This is a genomic window from Candidatus Accumulibacter necessarius (assembly GCF_036625085.1).
The window spans coordinates 458,993-472,059 of the sequence record NZ_JAZKUM010000001.1 but is presented as its reverse complement, the minus strand read 5'-3'; the positions used below and the strand labels follow the sequence as shown (position 1 = coordinate 472,059).

13 protein-coding genes are annotated in these 13,067 nt (G+C 59.9%); 8 read left to right on the top strand and 5 right to left on the bottom strand.

From position 1 onward, the window contains the following. Positions 1-162: 162 nt before the first annotated feature. Genes ilvC through ilvB form a run of 3 tightly spaced genes read right to left on the bottom strand, consistent with a single transcriptional unit; the run spans position 163 to position 3,425 of the window. Positions 163-1,179, bottom strand: coding sequence for a ketol-acid reductoisomerase (gene ilvC / locus V5B44_RS02425; protein ID WP_332357515.1), 1,017 nt, complete (start codon positions 1,177-1,179; stop codon positions 163-165). A 29-nt stretch (positions 1,180-1,208) separates the two neighbouring features. Then, a complete protein-coding gene (gene ilvN / locus V5B44_RS02420; protein WP_332357514.1) occupies positions 1,209-1,700 on the bottom strand; it encodes an acetolactate synthase small subunit in 492 nt (163 codons plus the stop codon). A gap of 12 nt (positions 1,701-1,712) precedes the next feature. Further along, positions 1,713-3,425, bottom strand: coding sequence for a biosynthetic-type acetolactate synthase large subunit (ilvB, locus tag V5B44_RS02415; RefSeq protein ID WP_332357513.1), 1,713 nt, complete (start codon positions 3,423-3,425; stop codon positions 1,713-1,715). Positions 3,426-3,561: 136 nt separating this feature from the next. Here ilvB and V5B44_RS02410 point away from each other — a divergent pair, with 136 nt between their 5' ends. Genes V5B44_RS02410 through V5B44_RS02395 form a run of 4 tightly spaced genes read left to right on the top strand, consistent with a single transcriptional unit; the run spans position 3,562 to position 5,532 of the window. Then, complete coding sequence (locus tag V5B44_RS02410) at positions 3,562-4,125, top strand: RNA polymerase sigma factor (protein WP_332357878.1); 564 nt, start codon at positions 3,562-3,564, stop codon at positions 4,123-4,125. After that, the gene (locus V5B44_RS02405) at positions 4,122-4,499 is read left to right on the top strand and encodes a DUF3619 family protein (protein WP_332357512.1); all 378 of its coding nucleotides are present in this window, start codon (positions 4,122-4,124) and stop codon (positions 4,497-4,499) included. The genes V5B44_RS02410 and V5B44_RS02405 overlap by 4 nt, the downstream gene beginning before the upstream one ends. Next, positions 4,472-5,107, top strand: a complete 636-nt coding sequence (locus tag V5B44_RS02400; protein ID WP_332357511.1) for a DUF3106 domain-containing protein — start codon at positions 4,472-4,474, stop codon at positions 5,105-5,107. Before V5B44_RS02405 ends, V5B44_RS02400 begins: the two co-directional genes overlap by 28 nt. Next, entirely contained in the window at positions 5,107-5,532 is a 426-nt protein-coding gene (locus tag V5B44_RS02395; protein ID WP_332357510.1) for an RDD family protein, read from the top strand. Before V5B44_RS02400 ends, V5B44_RS02395 begins: the two co-directional genes overlap by 1 nt. Positions 5,533-5,539: 7 nt before the next feature. On the opposite strand, the gene lptG is transcribed toward V5B44_RS02395, so the two are convergent. Continuing rightward, positions 5,540-6,610 carry an LPS export ABC transporter permease LptG gene (gene lptG / locus V5B44_RS02390; protein ID WP_332357509.1) on the bottom strand — a complete coding sequence of 357 codons (1,071 nt, stop codon included), beginning with the start codon at positions 6,608-6,610 and terminating at the stop codon, positions 5,540-5,542. Then, positions 6,607-7,686, bottom strand: a complete 1,080-nt coding sequence (gene lptF, locus V5B44_RS02385) for an LPS export ABC transporter permease LptF (RefSeq protein WP_332357508.1) — start codon at positions 7,684-7,686, stop codon at positions 6,607-6,609. The genes lptG and lptF overlap by 4 nt, the downstream gene beginning before the upstream one ends. Positions 7,687-7,760: 74 nt before the next feature. On the opposite strand from lptF, the gene V5B44_RS02380 reads away from it, so the two are divergent. The 4 genes from V5B44_RS02380 to V5B44_RS02365 all read left to right on the top strand — a co-directional run bounded on the left by V5B44_RS02380 (position 7,761) and on the right by V5B44_RS02365 (position 13,058). Further along, entirely contained in the window at positions 7,761-9,257 is a 1,497-nt protein-coding gene (locus tag V5B44_RS02380; RefSeq protein WP_332357507.1) for a leucyl aminopeptidase, read from the top strand. Continuing rightward, on the top strand, positions 9,254-9,679 hold the full coding sequence (locus V5B44_RS02375; protein WP_332357506.1) for a DNA polymerase III subunit chi: 426 nt from the start codon (positions 9,254-9,256) through the stop codon (positions 9,677-9,679). The genes V5B44_RS02380 and V5B44_RS02375 overlap by 4 nt, the downstream gene beginning before the upstream one ends. Beyond that, a complete protein-coding gene (locus V5B44_RS02370) occupies positions 9,679-10,173 on the top strand; it encodes a hypothetical protein (RefSeq protein ID WP_332357505.1) in 495 nt (164 codons plus the stop codon). The genes V5B44_RS02375 and V5B44_RS02370 overlap by 1 nt, the downstream gene beginning before the upstream one ends. Positions 10,174-10,238: 65 nt before the next feature. Then, the gene (locus tag V5B44_RS02365; protein ID WP_332357504.1) at positions 10,239-13,058 is read left to right on the top strand and encodes a valine--tRNA ligase; all 2,820 of its coding nucleotides are present in this window, start codon (positions 10,239-10,241) and stop codon (positions 13,056-13,058) included. The last annotated feature ends 9 nt before the right edge of the window (positions 13,059-13,067 follow it).

The following is a 13,067-nucleotide window of genomic DNA, read 5'->3' as shown; positions in this document are numbered from 1 at the left end:
AAACCGAGTGAACCTCGGCACGGGCCTCTCCGTCGACAGGGACTACGGTCTGCCAGCCATGCGATCGGCTGGCAGACCGTAGAAAAACATGGGCAAGCGGCAAGAAGGCCGCGGACGGCACCTGGCCGCCGCCCCTGCGTCCTCGGCTAGCCAGCCACCAGGTCAGTTCTTGCTCTGATCGACCAGACGGTTCTTCTTGATCCACGGCATCATGTCGCGCAGCCTGGCGCCGACGGTTTCGATCTCGTGCTGGGCAATCAAACGGCGGCGTGCGGTCATCGCCGGATAGTTGGTTCTCCCTTCAAGGATGAACATCTTCGCATAGTCTCCGTTCTGGATCCGTTTGAGTGCCGCCCGCATGGCGGCCCGGGACGTTTCGTTGATCACCTCGGGTCCGGTCACGTACTCGCCGTACTCGGCGTTATTCGAAATCGAGTAGTTCATGTTCGCAATGCCACCCTCGTACATCAGGTCGACGATCAGCTTGAGTTCGTGCAAACACTCGAAATACGCCATCTCGGGTGCGTAGCCCGCCTCCACCAGTGTCTCGAAACCCATCTTCGCGAGCTCGACGGCACCACCACAGAGCACTGCCTGCTCTCCGAAAAGATCGGTTTCGGTCTCCTCACGGAAGTTGGTCTCGATCACACCGCCCTTGGTCCCGCCGTTGGCTGCCGCGTAGGAAAGCGCGATGTCCCTGGCCTTGCCGGAGCGATCCTGGTGCACAGCGATCAGCGATGGAACACCTCCACCCTTGAGGTACTCCGAGCGAACGGTATGTCCCGGACCCTTCGGCGCAACCATGATCACGTCAACATCGTCACGCGGCACCACTTGGTTGTAATGGACGTTGAAGCCGTGGGCAAAGGCCAGAGCAGCGCCTTTCTTCATGTTTGGCGCCACGTCGGCGCCATATACCTGCGGGATGCTCTCATCCGGGAGCAGCATCATCACCACGTCGGCGCCCCGGACTGCCCTGGCAACCTCCTCGACCTTCAAGCCGGCGTTCTCGGCCTTGCTCCAGGAAGCACCATCCTTGCGCAGGCCGACCGTCACCTTGACGCCGGAGTCGCTGAGATTCTGCGCGTGCGCATGGCCCTGTGAGCCGTAACCAACAATGGTGACTTTCTTGCCCTTGATCAGGGAGAGGTCGGCGTCCTTGTCGTAAAAAACTTTCATCGGGGTTTCCTCTTTTACTGGTCGTCTGATTAGACTTTTAGAATACGCTCGCCACGGCCGATGCCGCAGACACCGGTCCGCACGGTCTCGAGAATCAACCCGGCGTCGATCGCCTGAATGAAGGAATCGAGTTTCGCACCGCTCGCCGTCAGCTCAATGACGTAGGTCGATTCGGTCACGTCAAGAATGTGGCCACGGAAGATGTCCGCCAGACGCTTCAGTTCCTCACGATCCTTGCCGGTAGCACGAACCTTGATCAACATCAACTCGCGCTCGATATGGGCAGCCTCGGACAGATCGACGACCTTGATGACATCGATCAGTTTGTTGAGCTGCTTGGTGATCTGCTCCACCACAGCATCGGTACCCGAAGTGACAATGGTCAGCCGTGACAGTGAGACGTCCTCGGTCGGAGCCACGGTCAGCGTCTCGATGTTGTAGGCCCGTGCCGAGAAAAGACCAGCCACTCGCGACAGGGCGCCGGCTTCGTTCTCCAGCAGGATCGAAATAATGTGTCTCATCTTGCCTTTCCCCTACAGGTCTTCGGTCAGGATCATGTCGGCCAGGCCCTTGCCGGCGGCCACCATCGGGAAGACATTCGCCTTCTGGTCGGTGATGAAATCCATGAATACGAGATCGTCCTTGTGGTCGACAAAGGCCTTGCGCAGTGCGGCCTCGACGTCTTCCGGCCGCTCGACGCGGATGCCGACGTGGCCGTAAGCCTCGGCCAGTTTGACGAAGTCTGGCAGCGAATCCATATAGGACTCCGAGTAACGACTGCCGTAGAACATCTCCTGCCACTGCCGAACCATGCCCAGGTAACGGTTGTTGAGGTTGATGATCTTGATCGGCAGGCGAAACTGCTTGGCCGTTGACAGTTCCTGAATACACATCTGGATCGAGCCTTCGCCGGTGACGCAGACGATCTGCATCTCCGGGCGCTGCAGCGCCGCACCCATGGCGTAAGGCAGACCGACCCCCATGGTGCCCAGACCGCCGGAGTTGATCCAGCGACGCGGCTCGTCGAACTTGTAGTACTGCGCTGCCCACATCTGGTGCTGACCGACATCGGAAGTGACGATCGCCTTGCCACCTGTCACCTCGTAGAGCTTCTCCATGACGTACTGCGGCATGATGACGCTCTTCTTCATCCTGTACTTCATGCATTCCTTGGCTCGCCAGCCAGCGATCTGCGTCCACCAGGCTGCCAGGGCCTCGCCGTCGGGACCGGCGTTGGCAGCATCCAGCAATCTCAGCATCTCCTCGAGAACGTCGGGGACATTGCCAACAATGGGCAAGTCGACCTTGACCCGTTTCGAAATCGAAGAGGGATCAATGTCCACGTGGATGATCTTGCGCGGGATGGACGAGAAGTTTTCGGGGTTGCCAATCACCCGGTCGTCAAAACGGGCGCCAATGGCCAGCAGCACGTCGCAGTGCTGCATTGCCAGGTTGGCTTCCACTGTCCCATGCATGCCGGGCATGCCAAGGAACTGTTGGTCGGTTGCCGGATAAGCGCCAAGGCCCATCAGGGTATTGGTGATCGGAAAGCCGAGGCGACGCGTCAGCCTGGTCAGCTGCTCGGATCCGTTGCTCAGGATGACGCCACCGCCGGTATAGATCATCGGCCGCTTGGCCTCGAGCAGCAGGTGCACTGCCTTCTTGATCTGGCCAAGGTGCCCCTTGACGACCGGATTATACGAACGGAGCTGGATGGTTTCGGGATACTCGAACTTGCACTTGGCGGCGGTCACGTCCTTCGGTATGTCAATTACCACCGGCCCCGGGCGACCGCTGTTGGCAATATAGAACGCCTTCTTGATCGTCACCGCCAGCTTGTGCACGTCATTGACCAGGAAATTGTGCTTGACGCAGGGCCGGGTGATGCCGACGGTATCGCATTCCTGGAAGGCATCCTGGCCGATATACTCGTTCGGCACCTGGCCCGAGATCACAACCAGCGGGATCGAGTCCATGTAGGCAGTGGCGATACCGGTCACGGCATTGGTCGCGCCAGGTCCGGAAGTGACGAGCGCCACGCCCACCTTGTGCGACGAACGTGCCAGGCCATCAGCCGCATGCACTGCTGCCTGCTCGTGGCGGACCAAAACATGCTTGATCTGATCCTGCTTGAACAGGGCATCATAAATGTGCAACACCGCGCCGCCCGGATAGCCGAATACATATTCGACCTTTTCTTCCTGCAGGCACCTGATTACAATCTCCGCACCGGTCATCATCGTCATTGCCGTCGCCCCAGCAAGCAAATTGCTCGAAAAAAGGCTGCAACGTTAAAGCTTTGCCTGGGATTGGTCAAGGTATTCAGGAAAACCGGCAGCGGCGGAAACTGCTTCCGACCCGACAACAGCAAGGATTCTCGCTCTGGCCAGCCAACGCGAACTGTCAGATTTTCTGGTCGCAATCGAACGTCGTGCTTTCAAACAGGCCATGTTCGCGGTGCGCAACGAAGAGTCCGCGCTCGACATTGTCCAGGACGCGATGATGAAGCTCGCCGAAAAATACGGTGATCGCCCCGCCGCGGAACTGCCGATGCTCTTCCAGCGCATTCTGCAGAACACGATCCGCGACTACTATCGTCGAAGCAAGGTCCGCTCGCTTTGGACCACATTGCTCTCGTCGCTTTCGCCAAACGACGAGGAGGATCACGATCCGCTCGAAACCATCAGCAGCGAAGCTGGGTCATATAGTCCACAGACCCCGCACGACCAGTTGCAGCAGTCACAAGTCCTTGCTGTAATTGAGAAAGAAATAGAATTGCTGCCGGCCCGTCAACGGGAAGCGTTCCTCCTGCGTTACTGGGAAGATATGGATGTTGCCGAAACGGCGTCTGCCATGGGCTGCTCGGAGGGCAGCGTCAAGACGCATTGTTCGCGTGCCAATCACACGCTGGCAGCAGCACTGAAAGCAAAAGGAATCACCCTATGAACGAAATGCATTTTGCCTACAAGATCAGACAACAACTCAACCGCGGACTGCACGAACTGCCAGCGAGTTCCGTCAGCCGCCTGGAGGTTGCGCGGCAGTGCGCACTCGCCAGACAAAGGGTGGTGGTCCACCAGTCCGTACTGGCCGGGGCGGGCAGCTTCCTGCAGCAACACGTCGAGCAACTGCGTCTGAAGCAACTGTTGCTGGCCCTGATGGTTGTGCTCGGCATCACCGCCTACACCTACTGGTATGCGGAACAGAGCATTGCCGAGCTTGAGGTGATCGACAGCGCACTGCTCTCAGACGATCTGCCGATCGCTGCCTTCACCGACAAGGGCTTTGATGCATGGCTGAAAAGCTCAGCGTCGCAGTAATTCTCAGTTCTTTCCTTGCGCTTGCGGCCTGGGCAGAGGTGCCCAGCCCGTCCGCCATTGTCACCCCGCCGCAGCCGCAGTGGACCGAACTGACCGTGGAGCAGAAGTCCATCCTTGCGCCGTTGAGCGACGACTGGGATGCAATGGAATACAACCGCCAGAAAAAATGGCTGGGCATCACGCGCCGCTTCGCCAGCATGACACCCGAAGAGCAACGCCGAATTCAGGTTCAGATGCAGGAATGGGGCAAGCTGACGCCCGAACAGCGGCGCTTGGCACGCGAGAATTTCATGACCGCCAACAAGCTTCCAACCGAGAAGAAACAGGAACTCAGGCAAAAGTGGGAGCAATACTCCAGCCTGCCGGAAGAAGAAAAGGAAAGACTAAAGCAACAAGCCGCGAGCAAGCCAGTGCCTAGACCGGGACGGGCACCGACGAGCCCGACGCCGGCCGGCGCCCCGGTACCGACTCCCTACGCACCACCGGCAGCCAGCCTCCCCAACCCTCCTTCGACCACGGCAACGGCAGGTCCGCCGCCGCAGCCCGCCGCTGGAGCCACCCCTGCCAGTGGAACCTCGTCCTCATCCGAAGCGGAAACCAGCCGCTGATGCCGACGCAGCAACCCCTCAGACGGCCAAGCATTCTGCGTCGTCTAGCCAGCATGTTCTATGAGTCCCTGCTCCTGCTCGCTGTACTGGCCGTACTGTTGATTCTGCCGCACGTCCTATTGGGGGCCTTCGCCCATGTCATTGCAGCGCAGATCATCCTGCAGGCTCATTGTTTCATCGTCCTGCTGATCTATTTTCTCTGGTTCTGGAGCAATGGCGGGCAAACGCTGGCCATGAAAACCTGGCGAATCCGGCTGGTTTCCCGTGATGGCCAGACCGTGCGCCCAGCGCAGGCCTTTCTACGCTTTCTCTTTTGCTGGCCCAGCATCGTTCTCGGCGGAATCGGTATCCTCTGGGCCTTGGTCGACCGTGATCACCAGTTTCTCCACGACCGCTTGGCGGGTACCCAACTGGTGATGACCTGAGCGTCAATCAGCGCCTTTCGACCCACCAGATCATTGTCGCCGCCGCCAGCAGGAACAACGCCGATGGCGTTGCCGCGCTCATCAGCGGTGACCAGCTATTGATCGCCCCGAGATTCGAGAACAAGCCGTTCAGCATGTGAAACAGGATGCCGACCATGACTCCGGAAAAAATCTTGAGACTGATACCAGTGGCCCGGTAGTGTCCGCCGGCAAACGGTAGTGCAAGTGCGACCATGACCAACCCTGCCAGCGGGTAGATTACCTTTTTCCAAAAGGCGATGTCATATCGGTTGGTCTTTTGATGATTCTCCGACAGATGTTTGGTATAAGCCGACAGATGCCGCAGCGACATCCGGTCGGGCGAAACCATCAGGACAGCGAGAATGTCCGGATTCAGGGCTGATTCCCATCTCATCTCCGGAAGTTTCTCCACCTCGGCGCTGCCGTCGTGCAGGATAGTCTTGACCACCTCTGTCAATCGCCAACCGTCCGGCGCGACATACTCTCCGGCCGCAGCGTCTGTAACCGAGCGCAAATGCGCACGCTCGTCAAAGTCGAATATCCGGATGCCCTGCAAGCGCATGTCCGGCAGAACAAAGCGCACGTTGATGAAGCTCCTCTCATCCCTGACCCACAAACCAGACCGCAAATCCCGAACCGTTCGGCCTCTTTCCTTCAACCGCAGTTGATTCGCAGCCTGTTCGGCAGGTGGCGCCACATACTCGCCAATCAGGAAAGTGAGCAAGGCAAACAGGCCGGCTATCTGGAACAAGCCCCGCAGCAAGGCCGCGGTAGACAGACCGGAAACCCGCAAGACAGTGATCTCGGAATGACGAGACAGCGCCGACAATGCGTAAAGCGTGCCGATCAGGATCGCCAGCGGCATCAGTTCATAGGTACGCCCCGGCAAGCGCAGCATGACATACCCGAAAGCATGCTGGATCTGGTACCCTCCCTGGCCAAAATTCTTGACTTCGCCGAGCATGTCGAAAAAGGCGAACAGGGCCAGGAAGGCCAGCAGGACGAGCAGTATGGCTGCCGAAACCTCGCGCGCTATGTAACGCTGATAGATCTTCATCGAGACAGCCGCAGGAACGACGAAACCGCAATGCGATGGTAAAACATGATCGGGAGGAGGCAAAGCATGAGCAGATGGACGCCAATGACGCCGACGACAAACGAGATTTTCCCGTTCGCCACCCAGCCCTGACTGATGGTCACCAGGTTGTTGTAGATCAGGTAGGCCATAATCGCCAGCAGCATGTTCGCGGAGCGTCCAGCGCGCGGATTGACAAAGGAAAGTGGAATCGACAGCAAGGCCAGCACGACAGCCGACATCGGCAGGCTGAGACGGTACAGCAGTTCGGCCCGATGGTGCGGTGACTCGAGTGACAACAGCTCCAGGGTGGGCAGGTGTCGCGGCGTTCGCTCTATGCCGCGCGCCTCCTTGGTTTCCAGGCGAACAGCATAGCGTGCATACTCGAGGATTCTGAACTCTGCCGCACCGGGGGCAAACTCATAACGACGGCCATTTTGCAGAATGATGAAGCGATCGCCGTTTGCGGCGATTTCCTGATGCCCGGTAGCTGCCATGGTGACCCCCAGACGGTCTGACCGGGTTTCGCTGACGAACACATTGCGAACGTGACTGGTGTCATCAGCGATGCCTTCGACAAAAATCACGCGCTCGCCATTTGACGATTCCTGAAAGGCGCCAGGAGAAACCTGACCCGCATCCTTTCGGGTGCTCAGCTTGCTCCGGAATGCTGCACTCTCGGACAGCGCCCAGGGAGAAAGGAAGAATGCCAGCACGGCGATCGTCGCCACCAGCGGCGCAGCAAACGTCATCACCGGCCTAATCCAGGCCGTCAGCGACAGGCCGGAAGAAAACCAGACAACCATTTCGGAATCGCGATAGCCGCGCGAAAGAGTCAACAAGATGGCAATAAACAACGCCAGCGCCAACAGATGTGGCAGATAGTTCAGCGCGGCAAAGCCGAGCAAGGCAGCGACCGCATCTGGCTCGATGCTGCCCTGCACCGCTTCGTTCAGCAGCCGGATCAACTGGGTCGTCATCATGATGGCGAAAAGCGCAGTGAATACACCGGCGGCGGAGTGGGTGAATTCGCGCCGAACAGCACGCTCGAAGATCATTTTTTGACTTTGGTGAAAAACTGCAGTGATAATCGGCTTTTGGGGAAAAGCTCGCGTTGCCTGAGGAGGGGTCAGTGGAATTTAGCATAAAAAGTGGTAGCCCGGAGAAGCAACGTAGCGCCTGTGTCGTGGTCGGCATTTTCGAGCCGCGCAAGCTGACACTGGCCGCTGAACTGCTCGACAACGCGGCGCGCAACCATCTTTCCGACATCATCCGCCGCGGCGACATGGAGGGAAAGACGGGCTCCACACTGCTCCTGCACAATGTGCCGGGTACGCTCTGCGACCGGGTTCTACTGGTCGGACTAGGCAAGGAGAAAGAGTTCGGTGACAAGGAGTACTGTGACGCCATACGCAGTGCCGTACGCACCCTCAACGAAACTGGTTCGTTTGACGGCACCGTCTTCCTGACCGAGACCGCTGTCAGGAAGCGCAGCACCGCCTGGCGCGTACGCCAGGCCACCATGGTCGCGCAGGAAACAATCTATCGTTTTGATCAGTTCAAGAGCAAGAAGGACAAGGTTCGGCGCCCACTGCGCAAACTGACTTTCGTCGTCGATCGTCGAAACGAATTGGCCACTGCCGAGTTGGCACTGAGCCAGGGACAGGCGATTGCCGAGGGGGTGTGCCTGGCAAAGAATCTCGCCAACCTGCCGGCTAATGTGTGCACTCCCGCTTATCTGGCCGAAACGGCTCAGAAGATGGCTGCCGAACACAAGTTGGAGTGCCAGATTCTTGAGCAGGATGAGATGGCGACGCTGGGCATGCACTCGCTGCTTGCCGTCGCCCAAGGCTCGCATCAACCGGCCAAGCTGATTGTCCTGCAGCACAAGGGCGGCAAGGGCGATGACAAACCAGTGGTGCTTGTCGGCAAGGGAATCACCTTTGACACCGGGGGGATTTCCCTCAAGCCGGCACCGGAAATGGACGAAATGAAGTACGACATGAGCGGTGCAGCCGGCGTGCTCGGGGCGATCAAGGCCGCAGCGCTGATGAAACTGCCGCTCAACCTGACGGTGGTCGTGCCGACCGCGGAAAACATGCCCGGCGGCGGCGCCACCCGCCCGGGAGACATCGTCACATCGATGTCGGGCCAGACGATCGAAATCCTCAACACCGATGCCGAAGGTCGCCTCATCCTCTGCGATGCACTCACCTACGCAGCACGTTTCGAACCGGACACGGTGATTGACGTCGCAACGCTCACCGGCGCCTGCGTTATCGCCCTTGGCCACGTCGCGACCGGCCTGTTTGCCAACAACGACGCCCTGGCCCGCGAACTCGTCCAGGCTGGCGATGAGGCACACGACCGGGCATGGCAAATGCCGTTGTGGAACGACTACCAGGAACTGCTCAAGAGTCCCTTCGCCGACATGGCCAACATCGGCGGCCGCTGGGGCGGCAGCATAACCGCCGCCTGCTTTCTCGCCCGCTTCGCCAGAAAGTATGTCTGGGCGCACCTCGACATCGCCGGCACAGCCTGGAAGTCGGGCACGGAAAAAGGAGCAACCGGCCGACCAGTACCTCTCCTCATGCACTATTTGCTCAAGCGCGCAGGGAAACTCAATTGACGCGGGTTTTCTTCTATCACAATGCTGCGGACCGGATCGCGGCGACGTCAGCCCTGATCGGCAAGGCGGTCACCCAGAAAAAGGCTCTGCTGGTTTACGCACCCGATGCAGAGGTCGCCTCGGCACTTGACCGACAACTGTGGACTCACCCGCCGACAGGTTTCATCCCGCACGTGGATGTCAATTCGCCGTTGGCGGAGGAAACCCTGGTAGTGATTGCCGGCAAGCTCGACTCGGTCACGCAGGATGAACGTCTGGTCAACCTTTCTGCCGAGGTCCCTCCCGGGTTCTCCCGTTTTGCCAGCCTCATCGAGGTCGTCGGTCGGGGTGACGAAGAGCGCCTTGCCGGCCGCAAGCGTGCCAGGTTCTACACGGATCGGGGCTACGAGGTCAATTACCTCGATCTGTCGGGGAAAGCCTGATGAGCGACGACAGCGATCTGATCAGCCGTGCCAACTCCCTGATCAACGCTGACGCCGGAACGGCCGGCAGCAGCCGGGAGATCTCACGTCGAATGCGCCGGCGGCGCAGTTTCCTTGCTTCGACTGATGCGAAAGACACCTCAAACGTGTCGTCGCCACCTACCCGGGCGGCCAGCGACGATGACGACTTGCCCGTTCTCACCGAGGTTGTTCGGACTACCGGACCTGCGCCAGAGGAGGAGTTGGCCAGCATCGGCGACAACCTGCGTCCGGCCCTTGCCGCGGACCTCGCTGACCATATTGGTCGGCAACTGAGCAGCGAATTGCCGCTGCTGCTCGAAGTCACCCTGCTCAATGCCGCCGGGCAGTTGCGACATGGAATCGACACGGTCATCGAAACAGCCATGCAGGATTTCCTTGCCGAACGCGGTCAGCTTCGGTTGCCCCTGGAAGATCGTGTGACCGGCGACGAAGCCGCTGCTGATCAGGCGTAGGCGTCGAAGCGGGGCGCCACGGCGATCCGGTATAATGCGCGCTCCTGCCACCCTCGACGCTCCCCATGGAACTCGCCAAGACCTTTGAACCAGCAGAGATTGAACGTCGCTGGTACCCCGAATGGGAAGCCAGGGGCTATTTTGGCGCCGGCCTGGATCCATCCCGACCCCGCTCTTTCTGTATTCTGCTGCCACCGCCCAACGTCACCGGCACCCTGCACATGGGACACGGCTTCAACCAGGCGATCATGGACGCACTTACCCGCTATCATCGCATGCGGGGTGACAACACGCTGTGGCAACCGGGGACCGACCACGCCGGCATCGCGACGCAGATCGTCGTCGAGCGTCAACTCGACGCGCAGGGGATTTCGCGCCATGACCTCGGGCGCGAGAAATTTCTCGAAAAAGTCTGGCAGTGGAAGGAGTTCTCGGGCAGCACCATCACGCGGCAGATGCGCCGCCTCGGCACCTCGCCCGACTGGAAGCGCGAGCGCTTCACGATGGACGCCGGGCTGTCGCGGACGGTCACCGAAACTTTCGTTCGCCTCTACAACGAAGGTCTGATTTACCGCGGCAAGCGGCTCGTCAACTGGGATCCGGTGCTGCAGACCGCCGTTTCCGACCTTGAGGTGGTGCAGGAAGAAGAGCAAGGCCATCTCTGGCACATTCGTTATCCGCTAGCCGACGGCAGCGGCACGCTGACCGTTGCCACCACACGCCCGGAAACCATGCTTGGTGACACCGCGGTGATGGTTCATCCGGACGACGAACGGTACCGCCACCTGGTCGGCAGGATGGTCACCCTGCCCCTTTGCGGACGCGAGATTCCAATCATCGCTGACGCCTACGTTGACCTTGCCTTTGGCACCGGCTGTGTCAAGGTCACCCCCGCGCACGACTTCAACGACTACGCCGTTGGCCAGCGTCACAAGTTGCAGATGATTCCGGTCCTGACGCTTGACGCGAAGATCAACGACAATGCCCCACTTCGCTATCAGGGCATGGATCGCTTCGACGCGCGCAGGCAAGTCATCGCCGACCTTGAAATCGCGGGCCTGCTTGAGAAGATCGATCCACATCCATTGAAAGTGCCGCGTGGCGACCGTACCGGCGTCGTCATCGAGCCGATGCTCACCGACCAGTGGTTCGTCGCGATGACCAAACCGGCTGCCGACGGCAGCAGCATTGCCGCGAAAGCGCTGGCCTGCGTCGCCTCGGGAGAGATCAGGTTTTTCCCCGAGAACTGGGTCAATACCTATAACCAGTGGCTCAATAACATTCAGGACTGGTGTATCTCACGGCAATTGTGGTGGGGACATCAGATCCCGGCCTGGTACGGAGAAGGCGGACAGCTCTTCGTTGCTCATGACGAAGCAGAGGCCAGGGCTCAAGCGGCTGCGCAGGGCTACAACGGCCCGCTGACGCGCGACCCGGATGTGCTCGACACCTGGTACTCTTCGGCACTGTGGCCATTCTCAACACTCGACTGGACGCCGCAATGGCCCGGTGAAACCAACCCGGCGCTGGAACTGTACCTACCGTCGACCGTGCTGGTCACCGGTTTCGACATCATCTTCTTCTGGGTCGCACGCATGGTCATGATGACCCGGCATCTCACTGGCAGGATCCCGTTCCGGCACGTCTACGTACACGGGCTGATTCGCGACGCCGAAGGCCAGAAAATGAGCAAGTCGAAGGGCAATGTCCTCGACCCGATCGACCTCATCGACGGCATCGGTCTCGAGGCCCTGGTCGACAAGCGCACCAGCGGCCTGATGAATCCCAAACAGGCGGAACAGATCGAGAAGCGCACGCGCAAGGAATTCCCCGGCGGTATCCCGGCTTTCGGCACCGACGCGCTGCGCTTTACCTTCCTGTCACTGGCCAGTCCAGGTCGCGACATCAAGTTCGACCTCGGCCGCTGCGAGGGCTACCGCAACTTCTGCAACAAGCTATGGAACGCCAGCCGCTTTGTCCTGATGCACACCGCCAGTCACGACCTCGGCCTGTCCGCCTGCGCCCCCAACGACTGCGGATCGGCGCTCAGCTTCTCCTTCGCGGACCGCTGGATTGTCAGCAGGTTGCAGCGAACAGAAGCCGAAGTCGCGCAGCACTACGCCGACTACCGCTTCGACCTCCTGGCCCGCGCGGTGTACGAGTTCATCTGGGACGAGTTCTGTGACTGGTATGTCGAGTTGGCCAAGGTTCAGCTGCAGCAGGGCTCCGAGCAGGCAGTGCGTGCGACACGCCGGACGTTGGCGCGGGTGCTGGAAACGGTCCTGCGCCTGGCTCACCCGCTGCTGCCCTTCATTACCGAAGAGTTGTGGCAGGCGGTGGCTCCGATTGCTGGCCGCAAGACGCACGATTCGGTGATGCTCGCCGCCTATCCGCAGGCGCAAGCGGAAAGAATTGACCCGGAAAGCGAAGACAGGGTCCAGCAATTGAAGCACCTGGCTTACGCCTGCCGCAACCTGCGCGGTGAAATGAACCTCTCGCCGGCGCTACGCGTGCCGCTGCTTGCCAGCGGCAACAGTCAGGCACTCACCAGGTTCGCTCCCTACCTCAAGGCACTCTGCAAGCTCTCGGAGATGCAGATCGTTGACGAAGTGCCGGCCGACGCCAGCGCACCGACAGCCGTCGTGGGCGAAACCAAGCTCATGCTGCAAGTGCAGATCGACCTGGCTGTGGAATGTGAGCGACTCGACAGGGAGATTGCGCGACTGCTGGGCGAGATCGGCAAGGCGGAGGCCAAGCTCGCCAACGAAAGCTTTGTTGCCCGCGCTCCGACAGCCGTGGTCGAACAGGAGAGAAGACGTCTCACGGACTTCATTGCCACGCTCGGAAAACTCAAGCCGCAACGCGAGCGCCTCAGGAGCGCCTAGGCCCTCCCG

Excerpts from the sequence above, each read along its gene's own strand:
- ilvB (WP_332357513.1), bottom strand. The coding sequence starts at position 3,425 with ATGACGATGATGACCGGTGCGGAGATTGTAATCAGGTGCCTGCAGGAA.
- V5B44_RS02395 (WP_332357510.1), top strand. The coding sequence starts at position 5,107 with ATGCCGACGCAGCAACCCCTCAGACGGCCAAGCATTCTGCGTCGTCTA.
- V5B44_RS02405 (WP_332357512.1), top strand. The coding sequence starts at position 4,122 with ATGAACGAAATGCATTTTGCCTACAAGATCAGACAACAACTCAACCGC.
- lptG (WP_332357509.1), bottom strand. The coding sequence starts at position 6,610 with ATGAAGATCTATCAGCGTTACATAGCGCGCGAGGTTTCGGCAGCCATA.
- V5B44_RS02370 (WP_332357505.1), top strand. The coding sequence starts at position 9,679 with ATGAGCGACGACAGCGATCTGATCAGCCGTGCCAACTCCCTGATCAAC.
- lptF (WP_332357508.1), bottom strand. The coding sequence starts at position 7,686 with ATGATCTTCGAGCGTGCTGTTCGGCGCGAATTCACCCACTCCGCCGCC.
- V5B44_RS02365 (WP_332357504.1), top strand. The coding sequence starts at position 10,239 with ATGGAACTCGCCAAGACCTTTGAACCAGCAGAGATTGAACGTCGCTGG.
- ilvN (WP_332357514.1), bottom strand. The coding sequence starts at position 1,700 with ATGAGACACATTATTTCGATCCTGCTGGAGAACGAAGCCGGCGCCCTG.
- V5B44_RS02400 (WP_332357511.1), top strand. The coding sequence starts at position 4,472 with ATGGCTGAAAAGCTCAGCGTCGCAGTAATTCTCAGTTCTTTCCTTGCG.
- ilvC (WP_332357515.1), bottom strand. The coding sequence starts at position 1,179 with ATGAAAGTTTTTTACGACAAGGACGCCGACCTCTCCCTGATCAAGGGC.